The 13583-nt window shown below is 62.4% G+C and carries 13 protein-coding genes; 4 read left to right on the top strand and 9 right to left on the bottom strand.

Annotation, left to right across the window (positions count from 1 at the left end):
• The first annotated feature begins 48 nt into the window (after positions 1 to 48).
• Positions 49 to 702: a phytochelatin synthase family protein gene (locus CO676_RS09380; protein WP_097520553.1), complete on the top strand. Its 654-nt coding sequence runs from the start codon at positions 49 to 51 to the stop codon at positions 700 to 702.
• 3 nt (positions 703 to 705) lie between these two features.
• Here the strand turns inward: CO676_RS09380 and CO676_RS09375 are convergent, their stop codons facing one another.
• From CO676_RS09375 to CO676_RS09365, 3 genes are read right to left on the bottom strand one after another with little or no spacing between them, the layout of a single operon-like run.
• Positions 706 to 1101: a Fur family transcriptional regulator gene (locus CO676_RS09375; protein ID WP_097520551.1), complete on the bottom strand. Its 396-nt coding sequence runs from the start codon at positions 1099 to 1101 to the stop codon at positions 706 to 708.
• Positions 1101 to 1922 carry a zinc ABC transporter permease subunit ZnuB gene (gene znuB, locus CO676_RS09370; protein WP_014764859.1) on the bottom strand — a complete coding sequence of 274 codons (822 nt, stop codon included), beginning with the start codon at positions 1920 to 1922 and terminating at the stop codon, positions 1101 to 1103. The genes CO676_RS09375 and znuB overlap by 1 nt, the downstream gene beginning before the upstream one ends.
• Positions 1915 to 2823, bottom strand: coding sequence for a metal ABC transporter ATP-binding protein (locus tag CO676_RS09365; RefSeq protein ID WP_097520549.1), 909 nt, complete (start codon positions 2821 to 2823; stop codon positions 1915 to 1917). The genes znuB and CO676_RS09365 overlap by 8 nt, the downstream gene beginning before the upstream one ends.
• 156 nt (positions 2824 to 2979) lie before the next feature.
• On the opposite strand from CO676_RS09365, the gene znuA reads away from it, so the two are divergent.
• Positions 2980 to 3981, top strand: a complete 1002-nt coding sequence (znuA, locus tag CO676_RS09360) for a zinc ABC transporter substrate-binding protein ZnuA (RefSeq protein ID WP_097520547.1) — start codon at positions 2980 to 2982, stop codon at positions 3979 to 3981.
• A gap of 98 nt (positions 3982 to 4079) precedes the next feature.
• Here znuA and CO676_RS09355 read toward each other — a convergent pair whose 3' ends face one another.
• On the bottom strand, positions 4080 to 4451 hold the full coding sequence (locus CO676_RS09355) for an RcnB family protein (RefSeq protein ID WP_097520545.1): 372 nt from the start codon (positions 4449 to 4451) through the stop codon (positions 4080 to 4082).
• A gap of 127 nt (positions 4452 to 4578) precedes the next feature.
• Positions 4579 to 6204: a glycoside hydrolase family 43 protein gene (locus CO676_RS09350; protein WP_097520543.1), complete on the bottom strand. Its 1626-nt coding sequence runs from the start codon at positions 6202 to 6204 to the stop codon at positions 4579 to 4581.
• A 344-nt stretch (positions 6205 to 6548) separates the two neighbouring features.
• Here CO676_RS09350 and CO676_RS09345 point away from each other — a divergent pair, with 344 nt between their 5' ends.
• Entirely contained in the window at positions 6549 to 7124 is a 576-nt protein-coding gene (locus tag CO676_RS09345; protein ID WP_097520541.1) for a TRAP transporter small permease subunit, read from the top strand.
• Positions 7121 to 8908 carry a TRAP transporter large permease subunit gene (locus tag CO676_RS09340; RefSeq protein WP_014764866.1) on the top strand — a complete coding sequence of 596 codons (1788 nt, stop codon included), beginning with the start codon at positions 7121 to 7123 and terminating at the stop codon, positions 8906 to 8908. Before CO676_RS09345 ends, CO676_RS09340 begins: the two co-directional genes overlap by 4 nt.
• A gap of 103 nt (positions 8909 to 9011) precedes the next feature.
• Here the strand turns inward: CO676_RS09340 and CO676_RS09335 are convergent, their stop codons facing one another.
• From CO676_RS09335 to CO676_RS09320, 4 genes are all read right to left on the bottom strand, one after another.
• The gene (locus CO676_RS09335) at positions 9012 to 10118 is read right to left on the bottom strand and encodes a TRAP transporter substrate-binding protein (protein WP_014764867.1); all 1107 of its coding nucleotides are present in this window, start codon (positions 10116 to 10118) and stop codon (positions 9012 to 9014) included.
• Between the two features lie 291 nt (positions 10119 to 10409).
• Positions 10410 to 11438 (bottom strand): L-glyceraldehyde 3-phosphate reductase, encoded by a 1029-nt coding sequence (gene mgrA, locus CO676_RS09330; RefSeq protein ID WP_014764868.1) that lies wholly within the window; start codon positions 11436 to 11438, stop codon positions 10410 to 10412.
• Between the two features lie 216 nt (positions 11439 to 11654).
• Positions 11655 to 12788 carry a Gfo/Idh/MocA family oxidoreductase gene (locus CO676_RS09325; protein WP_097520539.1) on the bottom strand — a complete coding sequence of 378 codons (1134 nt, stop codon included), beginning with the start codon at positions 12786 to 12788 and terminating at the stop codon, positions 11655 to 11657.
• A gap of 15 nt (positions 12789 to 12803) precedes the next feature.
• On the bottom strand, positions 12804 to 13565 hold the full coding sequence (locus CO676_RS09320; protein WP_097520537.1) for a sugar phosphate isomerase/epimerase: 762 nt from the start codon (positions 13563 to 13565) through the stop codon (positions 12804 to 12806).
• Positions 13566 to 13583: the final 18 nt, after the last annotated feature.

The raw sequence follows: 13583 nt of genomic DNA, 5'->3' as shown, positions 1-13583 counted from the left end.
GTGAGCGCGTTGCGCTATGCTCGGGCCACTACTTCAGAGATCAGAGCAATGAGGCGTGGACTTCTCGTCGGTGCCGTAATCGGTCTCGCCGCCATCCTCAGCGGTGCGTACGCATTGCGGCCGGCCGAAGTCTCGCCTGCCGCGATCCGCGCCTCGGTCGACCAATCACCGGAACTGCTGAACCGCGCCCGGAGCTTGCCGGTCGCCTTGAGCTACGAACGAAGTCTGACATGGCAGGCAAATGGCTCCTTCTGCGGCCCGGCCAGCGTCGCCAACCTCTTTCGTTCCATCGGAGAAGGGGAAACGAGCGAAGCCGAGGTTCTCGCGGGGACCGGCTGGTGCCGCCTCGGTTTCTGCTGGATGGGGCTCACGCTCGACGAACTCGCCGAGGTGGCGAGAGCCCACACGGATCGCCGTGTGACCGTGTTGCGCGATCTGACGCCGGACGAGTTTCGACGCCATTTGCGGGCGAGCAACGATCCGCGCAAGCGCTATATCGTCAACTTTTCACGAGAGGCAATCTTCGGCGCGGGCGTCGGCCATCACTCGCCGCTCGGCGGCTATCTCGAGGCGGAGGACCTGGTTTTCGTGCTGGACGTGAACGAACGCTTCAGGCCCTGGCTCGTCCCGCGCGAAAAGCTCTATTCGGCGGTCGACACATTGGACGGCGAACACAAGCGCGGTTTGCTGCTTATTGAATGAAGCTCAGGCGCAGCTCTTGCAGTGACCGCGGATCTCGATGGTCGTCTTCTCGGTCTTGAAGCTCTGGGCGCGAACCAGCGTCGACAGTCGCTGTTCGATCGCCTCGTCATGGAACTCGGTCACCTGCCCACAGCCCTCGCAGATGGTGAAGGCGGTGACGCCGTGGTCATGCTCATGGTCATGCGGGCAGGAGCAGGCCACGAAGGCATTGAGGCTTTCCAGTCGATGGACGAGACCGTATTCCAGAAGCTTGTCGAGGGCGCGATAGACCTGGAGCGGCGCCCGGAAGCCCTGATCCCTGAGCTTGTCGAGGATCGTATAGGCGCTCAATGGTCCGTCCGAATGAGCGAGCGCCCCCATCACCAGCGACTGGTTTTTCGTCAATTGGGGCGTACCCATCAGTTTCCTCCATGCGAAGAATGTGACGCGCGCTCCAGCCGACCGACAGGCAGCAGGCTCAGCACGAAAAGCGCCAGCGCAGCAACGACGATTGACGGTCCGGATGGGGTGTCCCAGTGGAGCGAACCGAACAGACCGCCGGCAACCGCAACGGCGCCGATCAGCGAGGCAAAAACGGCCATGACTTCCGGCGACCTGGCGAAGCGGCGCGCAGTCGCCGCCGGAATGATCAGCAGCGAGGTGATGAGGAGAATACCGACGATCTTCATCGCAATCGCGATCACCAGCGCCATCAGGAGCATGAAGAAGAGCCGGGCGCGTTCCGGCTTCAGCCCCTCTGCCTCCGCCAGTTCCGGGTTGACGGTCGAGGCAAGCAACGGCCGCCACAGATAGATAAGTGCGAAGATCACCAGAATGCCGCCGCCCCATATGATCTCGATATCGGCCTCCGAAACCGCGAGGATATCGCCGAAAAGGAAGCCGACGAGATCGATCCGGACCCAGGTCATGAAGGCGACGATGACCAGGCCGATCGACAGCGCCGAGTGCGACAGGATGCCGAGCAGGGCGTCGGTCGACAGCGCGCCGCGCTTCTGCAGGAAGAGAAGCAGCAGCGAGACGACCGAAGCGACGATGAAGACGCTGACCATCAGATTGAGTTCGAGAAGCAGTGACAGCGCCACGCCAAGCAGCGCCGAATGGGCCATCGTGTCGCCGAAATAGGCCATGCGCCGCCAGATGACGAAGCAGCCGAGCGGTCCCGCGATCATGGCGATCCCGATGCCGGCGACGAGCGCGCGAATGAAGAAATCGTCAAGCATCGCGCTTCTCCGCCGTCTCATATCCGTGCAGCCGCGTGTGATGGCCGCAGCCGCAGTCCGCATCGTGGTCGTGGACGTTTTCAGCCTCGTCATATTGATGATGGCCATCGCCCGGGAAACAGCTCTCGGTAATGCTGCCGTCGGCGTGCAGCACCCGCCCGTCCGGCAGGTGCGTATGGTCGTGGTGGTGACTGTAGACGGCCAGTGCGCCGGCCGCCCGCCGCCCGAAAAGCTTCAGGTATTCCGGGCTCTGGCTGACGGTCTGCGGCGTGCCGCGGCAGCAGACATGGCCGTTCAGGCAGACAACCGTATCGGTCTCCGCCATGACGATGTGCAGATCATGCGAGATCAACAGAATGCCGCAGCCGGTGCGGTTGCGGATCTGCTTGATCAGTTCGTAAAGCGCGATCTCGCCGGAAAAATCGACGCCCTGGACCGGCTCGTCGAGAACGAGCAGGTCCGGCTTGCGGGCGATTGCGCGCGCCAGCAGCGCCCGCTGGAACTCGCCGCCGGAAAGGTGCTGCACCTCGGCCTTGGCCATATGCAGCATGCCTGTCGACGCCAGCGCCTCCTCGATCTCGCGTCCCTTCAACGGCCCGGTGACAGTCATCAACCGCTCGACCGTCAGCGGCAGGGTCCAATCGACGGCAAGCTTTTGCGGCACGTAGCCGACCTTGAGCCCGGCCATCCGCTCGACATTCCCTTCGTCGGGCTTCAGCACGCCGATCGCGGTCTTCGCAGTCGTCGATTTTCCCGAGCCGTTCGGGCCGATCAGGGTGACGATTTCGCCGCGGCTGATCGAAAATTCAACGCCACGGACGAGCCAGCGCCCATTGCGGCGCACGCCCGCATTGGTGAGGCTGACGAGCGGAGTGACGTCTGGCGATCGGAAATTCAGCATCGAAAAATTCCGGTTTTGGCGATTGCCTCTGGCTATCGCACACGTTATAGCATAACGCAATTGATGTAATAACATTACACGGCAATGTCGCGCAACATCGGAGGTGCGAATTCGCCGATGCATGTTGAACTTTGAACTGCAAGCTCGGAGAACCCTATGAAATCGACGCCTGCCCTCCTCCTGCTATCCACTGTCCTCCTGTCGTCGCCCGCGTGGGCGGAGACGCCGAACGTGGTGGCTTCGATCAAGCCTATCCATTCCCTCGTCGCCTCGATCATGCAGGGCGTCGGCGAGCCCTCCTTGATCGTCGAAGGGGCCGCCTCGCCGCACACCTACAATATGAAGCCGTCGAACGCCGCCGCGCTGCAGGCGGCAAAGGTCGTGTTCTGGGTCGGCCCCGGTCTCGAGATCTTCCTTGAAAAGCCCCTCGAAGCCCTCGGCAGCGCCGCCAAGGTGGTCGAACTCAGCGAGGCGCCCGGCATCGAGAAGCTGAAATTCCGCGAGGGTGGCGCCTTCGAGGCGCATGACGACGGCGACGAGCACGGCGCAGAGGAAGGCACCCATGTGGGGCACGACGCCGACGCCCATGGCGCCGCAGCGGAGGAGGCCGAGCACGACCACGGCCACGGGGAAGGCGAGTTCGACATGCACATGTGGCTCGACCCGGTGAATGCCAAGGCCATGGCCGCCGAGATCGAGAAGACGCTCGCCGAGACCGACCCGGCCAATGCCGCGGCTTATGGGGCCAATCTGGAGAAGCTCAATCAGAGGCTCGACGCGTTGGACAAGAGCCTTGTCGAGACGGTTGCGCCGATCAAGGACAAGCCCTTCGTCGTCTTCCACGACGCCTATCAATATTTCGAGCACCGCTACAAGGTCAGGGTCGCCGGCTCGATCACCGTCAGCCCGGAGGTGCTGCCGGGTGCGGAACGGCTTTCCGAGATTCACGCCAAGATCGAGGATCTTGGCGCCACCTGCGTCTTCGCCGAACCGCAATTCGAGCCGAAGCTGGTCAATGTCGTCATCGAGGGCACGCCGGCAAAATCCGGCACGCTCGACCCGGAGGCGGCCACCCTCGAGGCAGGCCCGGATCTCTACTTCCAGTTGATGGAAGGCATCGGCGCTTCTTTGAAGGGCTGCCTTTCGTCGGCGAGTTGACGTCGTCCTCCGAAGACGGCGAAGGCGGGCTCGCAAGAGCCCGCCTTCCATGAGGATGCATAACCCGGGCAGATCCTCCGGGCCCTGTCTTTCAAACGCTAGTTAACGGAAGCCAAGCCGACGATGACGCCTGTGGCAAGGCTGATCAGCAGGAAGTCATTGTCGACGCGCACCCATTGCTGGCCACGCGGTGGCGGCCGCAGTCTATAGCGACGATAATCGCGGACATAGGCCATATGGCGCCGCTCGGCCGGGCTCAGCCGGTGACCGCGCGCCCAGCGATATTTCTTGATTATCACGCGCTTTTCGATGGTCTTATCGACTCGCTTGTCGAGATGGCGCTCGATCGGCCGGTGTCGATAGCGTTCATGCGCCTGTGCAAGCTCGAAAGACGAGCCAGCCGTCTGAGCGAACGCCATTGGCGTTGCAAGGAAGGAACTGGCGACAAGCGCGATCAGGAGGCGTTTCATGGGGTTTCCTTTCGTAGATGCCCCTTGAAATTAGCCCTCGGTCGCTGAACCGAATATGAAATGCGATATTACAATTATGTAATGATAACCGGCACTTATAAGCGACTTCTGATAAAGAAATCTCAGATTACACCGCAAGCGCCTCGTAGCGAAACACGTCGAAATCCGCCGGCATGCCACTGCCGGAGGTGTCGAAGGCGAACATGCCGGCGAAGGCGCCGGTGAAGGAACCATGCTCGCCGCGGCCGCCCTCGTCCGAAATCACGCCTGCATCCAGCGCGGGTCCGATCGACGCCCAGTCCTGCTGCGCCGACGCCCGCCAGAAGAATTGGAGATCATTGCCCCTGATCTCCATCGCCAGATGAATCGGGCCTTCCGGAACCGCAGCGCCGCTACCGGCCGGATACTCCAGACGCCCGTGCGGGAAATCGCCCGGGCATGAAAGGATGCTGACGACACGGCCAAGCGTCTCGTGCCAGGTGACGCCGAGAGCATGGAACTTGTGGCGGTTGTAGTAGTGCGTCAGGCCAGCGACCTGCTGGTAGGTGTCAGGCGCGAAGTCGACGACCGTCTCGGCTCGGAATGAATGATGCTCCTGGCGTCTGGCGACCAGGGCCTGCTCGAACCAACTACCGATGCTTTCGCGGCCGAACAGGCGCAAATGCCCTTCCCGCCTCTCCAGCGAAAAGATCCGCTCCGGCAGCGGGGTGCGCAGCCATTGTAGCTCGGGCGCAAGCACCCCCTCGTCGAAATCCGTCTCGATGACGGCGGGCTTCGGAACGACGCTCGTCTCGGCCGGGGCTGGCACGGTAATCTCCGGCACAACGCTGCCGCTCTCCAGATAGAGCCAGCCATCCTCCCGCCAGGCGCACTTCTGCAGCGCCGTCTCGCGGCCGAGCGTGCAGCGGCGATGCGGCGGCAGCGGCCGGCCGCAAAGATGCGTGTGATAGGCTTGCCCGTCCGGCGTCTCGACATATTGGCCGTGGCCGGCCCGCTGCAACGGCGCTTCCGGATGGTCCTTCGAGGTGATGAGATGAACGTTCGGATGCATCTCATAGGGGCCGTCGATCGCCCTCGAGCGCGCCATAGTCACCGCATGATCATAGCCCGTGCCCCCTTCCGCCGTGGTCAGGTAATACCAGCCGTCACGCTTGAAGAGATGCGGCCCCTCGACGAGCCCGAGCGAACTGCCGGCGAAGATGTTCTTGACCGGGCCGACGAGCTTGCGCGTCCGCTCGTCCCATTCCTGCAGCAAGATGCCATCGAAGGCCGGATGCTTCGGCGCGCCACCGAAGCTTTCGGAGCGGTGGTTCCACTGCATGTTCAGGAACCATTTGCGGCCGTCGTCGTCGTGGAAGAGCGACGGATCGAAGCCCGACGAATTGACATAGACCGGATCCGACCACGTCGCCTCCACCGCTTCGGCCGTGACGATGTAATTATGCGCATCCTTGAAGTTGCCGTCGAAACGCTTGACATCCGTATAGACGAGCCAGAACAGCCCGTCGCAATAGGAAAGGCACGGCGCCCAGATGCCGCAACTATCGGGATTGCCGCGCATGTCGAGCTGGCTTGCACGCTCCAGCGGCCGCCGGACGAGGCGCCAGTTCACCAGGTCGCGCGAGTGGTGGATCTGCACGCCCGGATACCACTCGAATGTGGACGTCGCGATGTAGTAGTCGTCGCCGACGCGGCAGATCGACGGGTCGGGATTGAAGCCCGGCAGAATCGGATTGCGGATCGACGCGGCCATGTTTCCTTCCTCCGTTTGCACGCATCCAGCCCGAAACTCTGGGCCGTTGCAAGGCTTACGCTTCGCTTTTCCTACCAAGGAACTGAGCCTCGAGACGGGCTGCCGACTCGGCTTGTCGGCGCCGGGCCGCAAGCGGCGTGGGGACATCGAAGGCAAGGCGACGGGTTCTGCCGCGCGCTTGCGCCTTCGATCTAGGCATTCCCGAGGTCTCCCCACCCTACTTTCGTATATGGGCGTGCCGCCAAGCGGAAAAATGGACGCTCAGGCTTGAAAGGAGACTTGAAATCGGCACTGTGACTGTGCTTGGCAAGATAAAAAACCAGCCAATGCGGGGAGGTATTTTGATGAAACCGTTACTCGGCATCAGCCGATTGATAGACGTTGTGACCGAGAAGATCGGCAAGGCGGTCTCCTGGCTCATTCTCGTCGCCGTGCTCGTCAGCGCCGGCAACGCGGTCGTGAGAAAAGCGTTCAACGTCTCGTCCAACGCCTGGCTCGAGGCGCAATGGTATCTCTTCGGTGGCGCCTTCATGCTCGCGGCCGCCTATACGCTGAGCCAGAACGAGCACATCCGCATCGATGTCGTGTACGGCATGTTTTCGCGCCGCGTGCAGCATTGGATCGACCTCTTCGGCCACGTCTTCTTCCTGATGCCGTTTGTCCTTTTGATGCTCTATTATTTCGTGCCTTACGTGCGGATGTCCTACGTCTCCGGCGAGGTCTCCTCCAGCGCCGGCGGACTGATCATTTGGCCCGCAAAGGCCATCCTGCTGGCCGGCTTCATCCTGCTCGCACTGCAGGGTGTTTCGGAAATCATCAAGAAGATCGCGATCATGACCGGCAATATGGACGATCCGACTCCTTATGTGCCGACCCACGCGCCGCTTGAGGACGCCGTAGTTCCGGAGGTGCGCCCGTGATCGAATTCATCGCAGAAAACCTGGCGCCGATCATGTTCCTGTCGCTGATCGTGTTCCTGCTGCTGGGTTATCCCGTCGCCTTCTCGCTCGCCGCAAACGGCCTGCTGTTCTTCATCATCGGCGTGGAGCTCGCACCGCTGTCGGATTCGATCAATCTCTCCTGGCCTCTGCTGAACGCGTTGCCGGAACGTTTCTGGGGGGTGATGTCGAATGACACATTGCTTGCCATCCCCTTCTTCACCTTCATGGGAATCGTCCTCGAACGGTCCGGCATGGCGGAAGACCTGCTCGACACGATTGGGCAACTGTTTGGCCCTGTTCGCGGCGGCCTTGCCTATGCGGTGATTTTCGTGGGCGCCCTGCTTGCTGCCACGACCGGCGTCGTTGCTGCCTCGGTCATCGCCATGGGGCTGATCTCGCTGCCGATCATGCTGCGCTACGGCTACGACCGGCGCGTCGCTTCCGGCGTTATTGCTGCGTCCGGCACGCTCGCCCAGATCATCCCGCCGTCACTGGTGCTGATCGTTCTTGCCGACCAGCTCGGCCGTTCGGTCGGCGACATGTATGCCGGCGCCCTGATCCCGGGTCTCGTGCTGACGTGCCTCTACATGGGCTACATCCTGCTCATGACGTTCCTGAAGCGAGACTCCATGCCGGCGTTGCCGCTCGAGGCCCGCACCCTCGGATCGGGCGTGACGTCGCTCGTCGTCGCGCTCGCCGTCGCCGGCGGCATCGCCTATGCGGCCCATGTTTTTCTTTCCCCGACACAGGGTGAGAACGCGGACATCCTCGGGGCGGCCGTCGGTGTCGCGTTCATCTATGTGGTAGCCCTGATCGACCGGACGATGAAGATCAACGCGCTGTCCCGGCTGGCACAGCAAGTCATCATCGTGCTGATCCCGCCGCTGGCGCTGATTTTCCTCGTGCTCGGGACGATCTTCCTCGGCATCGCGACGCCGACCGAAGGCGGAGCGATGGGTGCCGTCGGCGCGCTGATCATGGCCGCGGCCAAAGGTCGGCTGAACATGGAGGTCGTTCGTGCGGCACTCGCCTCGACGACGCGCCTGTCCGCCTTCGTGCTGTTCATCCTGATCGGCGCCCGCGTCTTTTCGCTCACCTTCTACGGCGTCAACGGCCATCTCTGGGTCGAACACTTGCTGGTCGGGTTGCCGGGCGGCGAGATCGGCTTCCTCATCGCCGTCAACCTGCTCGTTTTCTTCCTGGCGTTCTTCCTCGACTTCTTCGAGCTCGCCTTCATCATCGTGCCGCTGCTCGCACCGGCAGCCGACAAGTTGGGCATCGATCTGATCTGGTTCGGCGTGCTGCTCGGCATCAACATGCAGACGAGCTTCATGCATCCGCCCTTCGGCTTCGCGCTCTTCTACCTGCGCTCCGTCGCAGCCCGGGTGCCCTATCTCGATAAGGTGACCGGTAAGATGACGCAGCCGGTGACTACCGGCCAGATCTATTGGGGTGCCGTACCCTTCGTCGGCATCCAGATCCTGATGGTGGCGCTGACGATCCTCTTTCCGCAGATGGTCATGCATTACAAGGGAAGTGGCGCCACGGTCGATCCGTCCACGATCAAGATCGAGGTGCCCGGCTTCGGCCAGGGCGGCGGTGGTTTGACCCTCCCGGACAACGGCGGCGGTCTGGGTCTTCCCGGTGGACTGCAACTTCCCGGCGGCAGCCCGCTTGATGGCGGCCAGCAACCGGGGCAGCAGAACGCTCCCCAGCAGAACAACCCGGCGCCCGACCTCAGCGCACCGCCGTCCTTCAAGTGAGCAAAAGGGCCGGCCCCGCAGGCCCTTTCTCATTTTCTTCCGAACAAAGAAAAACCCCGGAGCGCCGCTCCGGGGTTTCCTGTTTCGATGAATGAAGCTGAGCTCAGACCTTGCCGTTGCGCTGCTGGATCATCATGAACGTATCGTAGTTGTATTCGGCGATCTGGGCGTTCAGATAGTACTCGCCGCGGAAAGCCTTGATCGACTCCCAGATCTTCTTGAAGGTCGGGTTCGCGGCTTCCATCTCCGCATAGACCTTGTTGGCCTCGTCGAAGCAGGCGGAGAGGATTTCCGGGCTGAACGGGCTCAGCTTCGCACCGGCGCCGACCAGACGCTTGATCGCCGACGGGTTGAGGTAGTCGTACTTCTGCAGCATGTTCGCATCGGTCGCCTGGCATGCAGTGCGCAGCAGCGACTGATAGCCCTTCGGCAGGCCATCGAAGGCCGCCTTGTTGAACATCGCATGGACCGTCGGCCCGCCTTCCCACCAGCCGGGATAGTAGTAGTAGGGCGCGACCTTGTAGAAGCCGAGCTTCTCGTCGTCATAGGGGCCGACCCATTCCGCGGCGTCGATCGTGCCTTTTTCGAGCGCCGGATAGATGTCGCCGCCGGCGAGTTGCTGCGGCACGACGCCGAGGCGTTCCATCACCTTGCCGGCGAATCCGCCGACGCGCATCTTCAGGCCCTTCATGTCGGCAACGGTCTTGATTTCCTTGCGGAACCAGCCGCCCATCTGGACGCCGGTATTGCCGCCCGGGAAGCCGACGAGGCCCTGGCCGCCCAGGAATTCGTTGAACATGTCGATGCCGCCGCCGTGATAGTGCCAGGCGTTCATGCCGCGCGCGTTAAGTGCGAAGGGTACGGCAGCACCCAGCGCCCAGCTCGGGTCCTTGCCCCAGTAATAGTAGGCGACCGTATGGCAAGCCTCCACCGTGCCCGCCGCCGTCGCGTCGGCTGCCTGAAGGCCGGGGACGATTTCGCCGGCAGCAAAGACCTGGATCTGGAAATTGCCGTCGGTGGCTTCGGACACGTATTTCGACAGAACCTCCGCGCCGCCATAGATAGTATCCAGCGACTTCGGGAAAGACGACGTCAGACGCCAGGTTACCTTCGGAATGCTCTGCGCGATGGCCGGCGCAGCGAGCGCCGTCGCGGCAGCCGCACCCAAGCCGCCGAGGCTTGCGTTTTTGATGAATGAACGGCGATCCATAATTCCTCCCAATTTCCCGCCATGACGGTTGCAAGCACGTGTAGCTGCCCGCGACCGTTGCTTGAGCCATTCCCCGGCGCGCATCCGCATACCGAGAGCTCGTTCTCCTCGTTTACCAGTCGCAAGAGGACAAACATCCTCCCGAAAATCGGACCGGCGACAGTGCACCATACATATTCACTAATGCGTGTCCAGCGGTGGCTTTCAGCCGCCACCCCCTACTTTTGTACAGGCTCTGGAAACCGTGTCGGATTGCCTGAAATCAAGGCGAATCAAAGAATTCAGCTGTGGTCAACGCTCGGCCGAAGATGCCCAGAGATTGACGTCCGCTTCCCGGGCATAGAGATCGATCTCGGCCAGTTCCTCCGCCGTGAACGTGTCGTTCTCGAGCGACTTGACGCAATCGACGATCTGCTCGGAACGGCTTGCGCCGATCAGCGCCGAGGTGATGCGGCCGCCGCGCAGAACCCAGGCCAAGGCCATCTGCGCCAGCGTCTGACCGCGCCGCTCGGCAATGGCGTTCAACTTGCGGATGTTGTCGGTGATCGCCGGACGAATGAAGTCCTTCTTGAGGAAGTGATTCTGGGCGGCGCGGCTGTCCCCGGGGATGCCGTTGAGATACTTCGTCGTCAGCATGCCCTGGGCGAGCGGCGAGAAGACGATCGAGCCCATGCCAAGCCCTTCGAGCGCGTCGACGAGGCCGTCATCCTCAATCCAGCGGTTGAGCATGGAGTAGCTCGGCTGGTGGATGAGGCATGGTGTGCCGAGGTCCTTGAGGATCGCTGCCGCCTCGCGGGTGCGCTGCGAATTATAGGAGGAGATGCCGACATAGAGCGCCCTTCCCGAGCGGACGATGTAGTCGAGCGCGCCGCAGGTTTCCTCGAGCGGCGTGTCCGGATCGAAGCGGTGGGAATAGAAGATGTCGACATAGTCGAGCCCCATGCGCTTCAAGCTCTGGTCGCAGGAGGCAATCAGATATTTGCGACTGCCCCATTCGCCATACGGCCCCGGCCACATGTCGTATCCCGCCTTGGACGAGATGATCAGTTCATCGCGCAGGCCGGAAAATTCGGTCCTGAGGACCTCCCCGAAGGCAGTCTCGGCCGAGCCGGGCGGCGGCCCGTAATTGTTGGCGAGATCGAAATGGGTGATCCCGAGGTCGAAAGCCGTCCGGCACATGTCCACCTTGCGCTCGTGCGGCGTGTCGCCACCGAAATTGTGCCACAGCCCCAGCGAGATCGCCGGCAGCTTCAGCCCGCTCCGGCCACAGCGGTTGTACTTCATCTTCTCGTATCGGTTTTCCGCCGGTTGCCAGACCATGGGTGAAATTCCTTCGTTTCAGGTTGGGTGCGTTTGAATACCCCTCCCCAACCCCTCCCCACAAGGGGGAGGGGCTAGGAGCCCGCAGCAACGGCCTGCCAAGCTCCAGCCCCGAAGACTGGAGCAAGGGTCGACGCGAAAGCGAAATCGGAGCGGCACCGGAAGCCCCTCCCCCTTGTGGGGAGGGGTCTTCCTGAACATTAAAGGGGGCTCTGTTTACCGCAGAAGCGCCTGCGCCTCATCGATGCCGAGTGCTGCCGGCTGGGTGCAGGTCGTCGAAAGCGTTACGAAGCGGCCCTCCTCGCCCGATTTCAGGATCGACACCATGACGTCGACCGCATGCAGGGCGCGGTCGAGCGAGCAGCGCGCGTCACGTCCATTCAGGATCGCCTCCGCCAGGTCGGCGAGACCGGCCGTGCGGTAGTTGGCGATCGGGCCGAGCGGATGCTGCCAGTTGTTGACGGCGAAGGGATGCTCCCACATTTGCAACGGCTGGATGTCCTTGTCCTGCCCGCTTGCTTCGACCGTCCCCCCGAAGAAATTCGGATCCGGCACGAACAACGAGCCCTCAGTGCCGTAGAGCTCCATATGGGTGTGGCGATGCGACCAGACGTCCCAGCTTGCCGATAGGGTGATCGTGGCGCCGTTGTGGAATTCGAGCAGCGCATGGATGTTGGTCGGCGTCTTGACCGGGATTACCTCCCCCTTGCGCGGCTCGCTGGTGATGGTGCGGGTCCGGCTCGCCATCGAGGAAAGCGCTGCGACGCGTTTCACCGGTCCGATCAGGTTGACGAGATTGGCGATGTAATAGGGCCCGAGATCGAGCACCGGTCCGCCGCCCGGCAGAAAGAAGAAGTCCGGGTTCGGGTGCCACATCTCCATGCCGGTGCTCATCACATGGCAGGTGCCGGAGGTGATGCGGCCGATCTTGCCGGCATCGATATGGGCACGGGCAAGCTGGTGCGCGCCGCCGAGGAAAGTATCGGGCGCCGAGCCGACCATCAGTCCCTTTGCCCTGGCGATCGCCCGGAGTTCCTCCCCCTGCTCGATCGTCAGGACCAGCGGCTTCTCCGAATAGACGTGCTTGCCGGATTCGAGAATTGCCTTCGAAACCGGGAAATGCGCATCCGGGATCGTCAGGTTGACGACGATGTCGATCTCCGGATTGACCAGCATTGGCTCGATGCTCTGCGCACTGACGTCGAACTCAGCCGCACGCGCCTCGGCGGCGGCCGGGTTGATGTCGGCGCAGGCGACGACCCTGATGCCCTTGAAGAGCGGCGCAAGCTTGAAATAGGTGGTTGAAATGTTGCCGCATCCGATGATGCCGACACCGAGTTCCTTTGCCATGGACGTATCCGCTCCTCAGTAGGACTGAATGGAAGCCAGCGAGCGCTTGGCGAAGCGCCTGAAGTCGCTGGGGTTGTCATGTTCTGCGATGAAATACTTGGCCGAGGTCTTGGAGAGCGCCTGGATGAGCGCCTTCCAGCCGAGCGTGCCCTGGCCGACATCCGCCCAGCCGTCCTCGTTCGCATTCTCGCCCTTGGGCGCGATGTCCTTGACGTGGACGGCGGTGATGCGGTTGCCGTATTTCGAAATCCAGGCAAAGGGGTCGGCATTGCCACGCACGATCCAGGCGATGTCCGCCTCCCAGGAGAGATCCGTGCCGCCGGCAAAAATCAGGTCGAGCGGCACCGAGCCGTCCGCAAGTGCATGGAACTCGAAATCATGATTGTGCCAGCCGAAGTTGAGCCCCGCGTCGCGGACCGGCTTGCCGGCTGCTTGCAGCCGTACACCGAAGGCGCGCCAGCCGGCCGCGTCAGTCGGACGCTGGTCGGGCATCAGATAGGGGCAATAGATGGCGCGGATACCGAGCGCCTTGGCGATCTCAAGGACCCGGCCCGGATCCGTCTCGAGCATGTCGAGCCCGAAATGGGCTGTCGGCATGGCGAGGCCATTGCGATCGAGGCCGCTCTTGAAGCCAGCGATCTCTCCGTCGGTCAGCGACGCGTAGAGTGCACCGTAACCTTCGACCTGGGTATAGCCCGCTTCGCCGAGTGCGGAGAGCACTTCGGCAAGAGGCGGGAAGTTGCGGGCGCTGTAAAGCTGGAAACTGACGTCTTTCATCGAAAATCTCCTCGTGGG

The sequence above is a fragment of the Sinorhizobium sp. BJ1 genome (assembly GCF_002531555.1).
GTDB classification, from domain to species: Bacteria; Pseudomonadota; Alphaproteobacteria; order Rhizobiales; family Rhizobiaceae; genus Sinorhizobium; species Sinorhizobium fredii_B.
Note: the sequence above shows the minus strand (reverse complement) of the source record. Positions and strands in the feature narration are given on the sequence as shown.

What these genes read in the sequence shown, in the direction of transcription:
- CO676_RS09355 (WP_097520545.1), bottom strand. Translation starts at nt 4,451, where the DNA reads ATGAAACGCCTCCTGATCGCGCTTGTCGCCAGTTCCTTCCTTGCAACG.
- CO676_RS09350 (WP_097520543.1), bottom strand. Translation starts at nt 6,204, where the DNA reads ATGGCCGCGTCGATCCGCAATCCGATTCTGCCGGGCTTCAATCCCGAC.
- CO676_RS09345 (WP_097520541.1), top strand. Translation starts at nt 6,549, where the DNA reads ATGAAACCGTTACTCGGCATCAGCCGATTGATAGACGTTGTGACCGAG.
- mgrA (WP_014764868.1), bottom strand. Translation starts at nt 11,438, where the DNA reads ATGGTCTGGCAACCGGCGGAAAACCGATACGAGAAGATGAAGTACAAC.
- CO676_RS09335 (WP_014764867.1), bottom strand. Translation starts at nt 10,118, where the DNA reads ATGGATCGCCGTTCATTCATCAAAAACGCAAGCCTCGGCGGCTTGGGT.
- CO676_RS09365 (WP_097520549.1), bottom strand. Translation starts at nt 2,823, where the DNA reads ATGCTGAATTTCCGATCGCCAGACGTCACTCCGCTCGTCAGCCTCACC.
- CO676_RS09380 (WP_097520553.1), top strand. Translation starts at nt 49, where the DNA reads ATGAGGCGTGGACTTCTCGTCGGTGCCGTAATCGGTCTCGCCGCCATC.
- CO676_RS09325 (WP_097520539.1), bottom strand. Translation starts at nt 12,788, where the DNA reads ATGGCAAAGGAACTCGGTGTCGGCATCATCGGATGCGGCAACATTTCA.
- CO676_RS09375 (WP_097520551.1), bottom strand. Translation starts at nt 1,101, where the DNA reads ATGGGTACGCCCCAATTGACGAAAAACCAGTCGCTGGTGATGGGGGCG.
- znuB (WP_014764859.1), bottom strand. Translation starts at nt 1,922, where the DNA reads ATGCTTGACGATTTCTTCATTCGCGCGCTCGTCGCCGGCATCGGGATC.
- CO676_RS09320 (WP_097520537.1), bottom strand. Translation starts at nt 13,565, where the DNA reads ATGAAAGACGTCAGTTTCCAGCTTTACAGCGCCCGCAACTTCCCGCCT.
- znuA (WP_097520547.1), top strand. Translation starts at nt 2,980, where the DNA reads ATGAAATCGACGCCTGCCCTCCTCCTGCTATCCACTGTCCTCCTGTCG.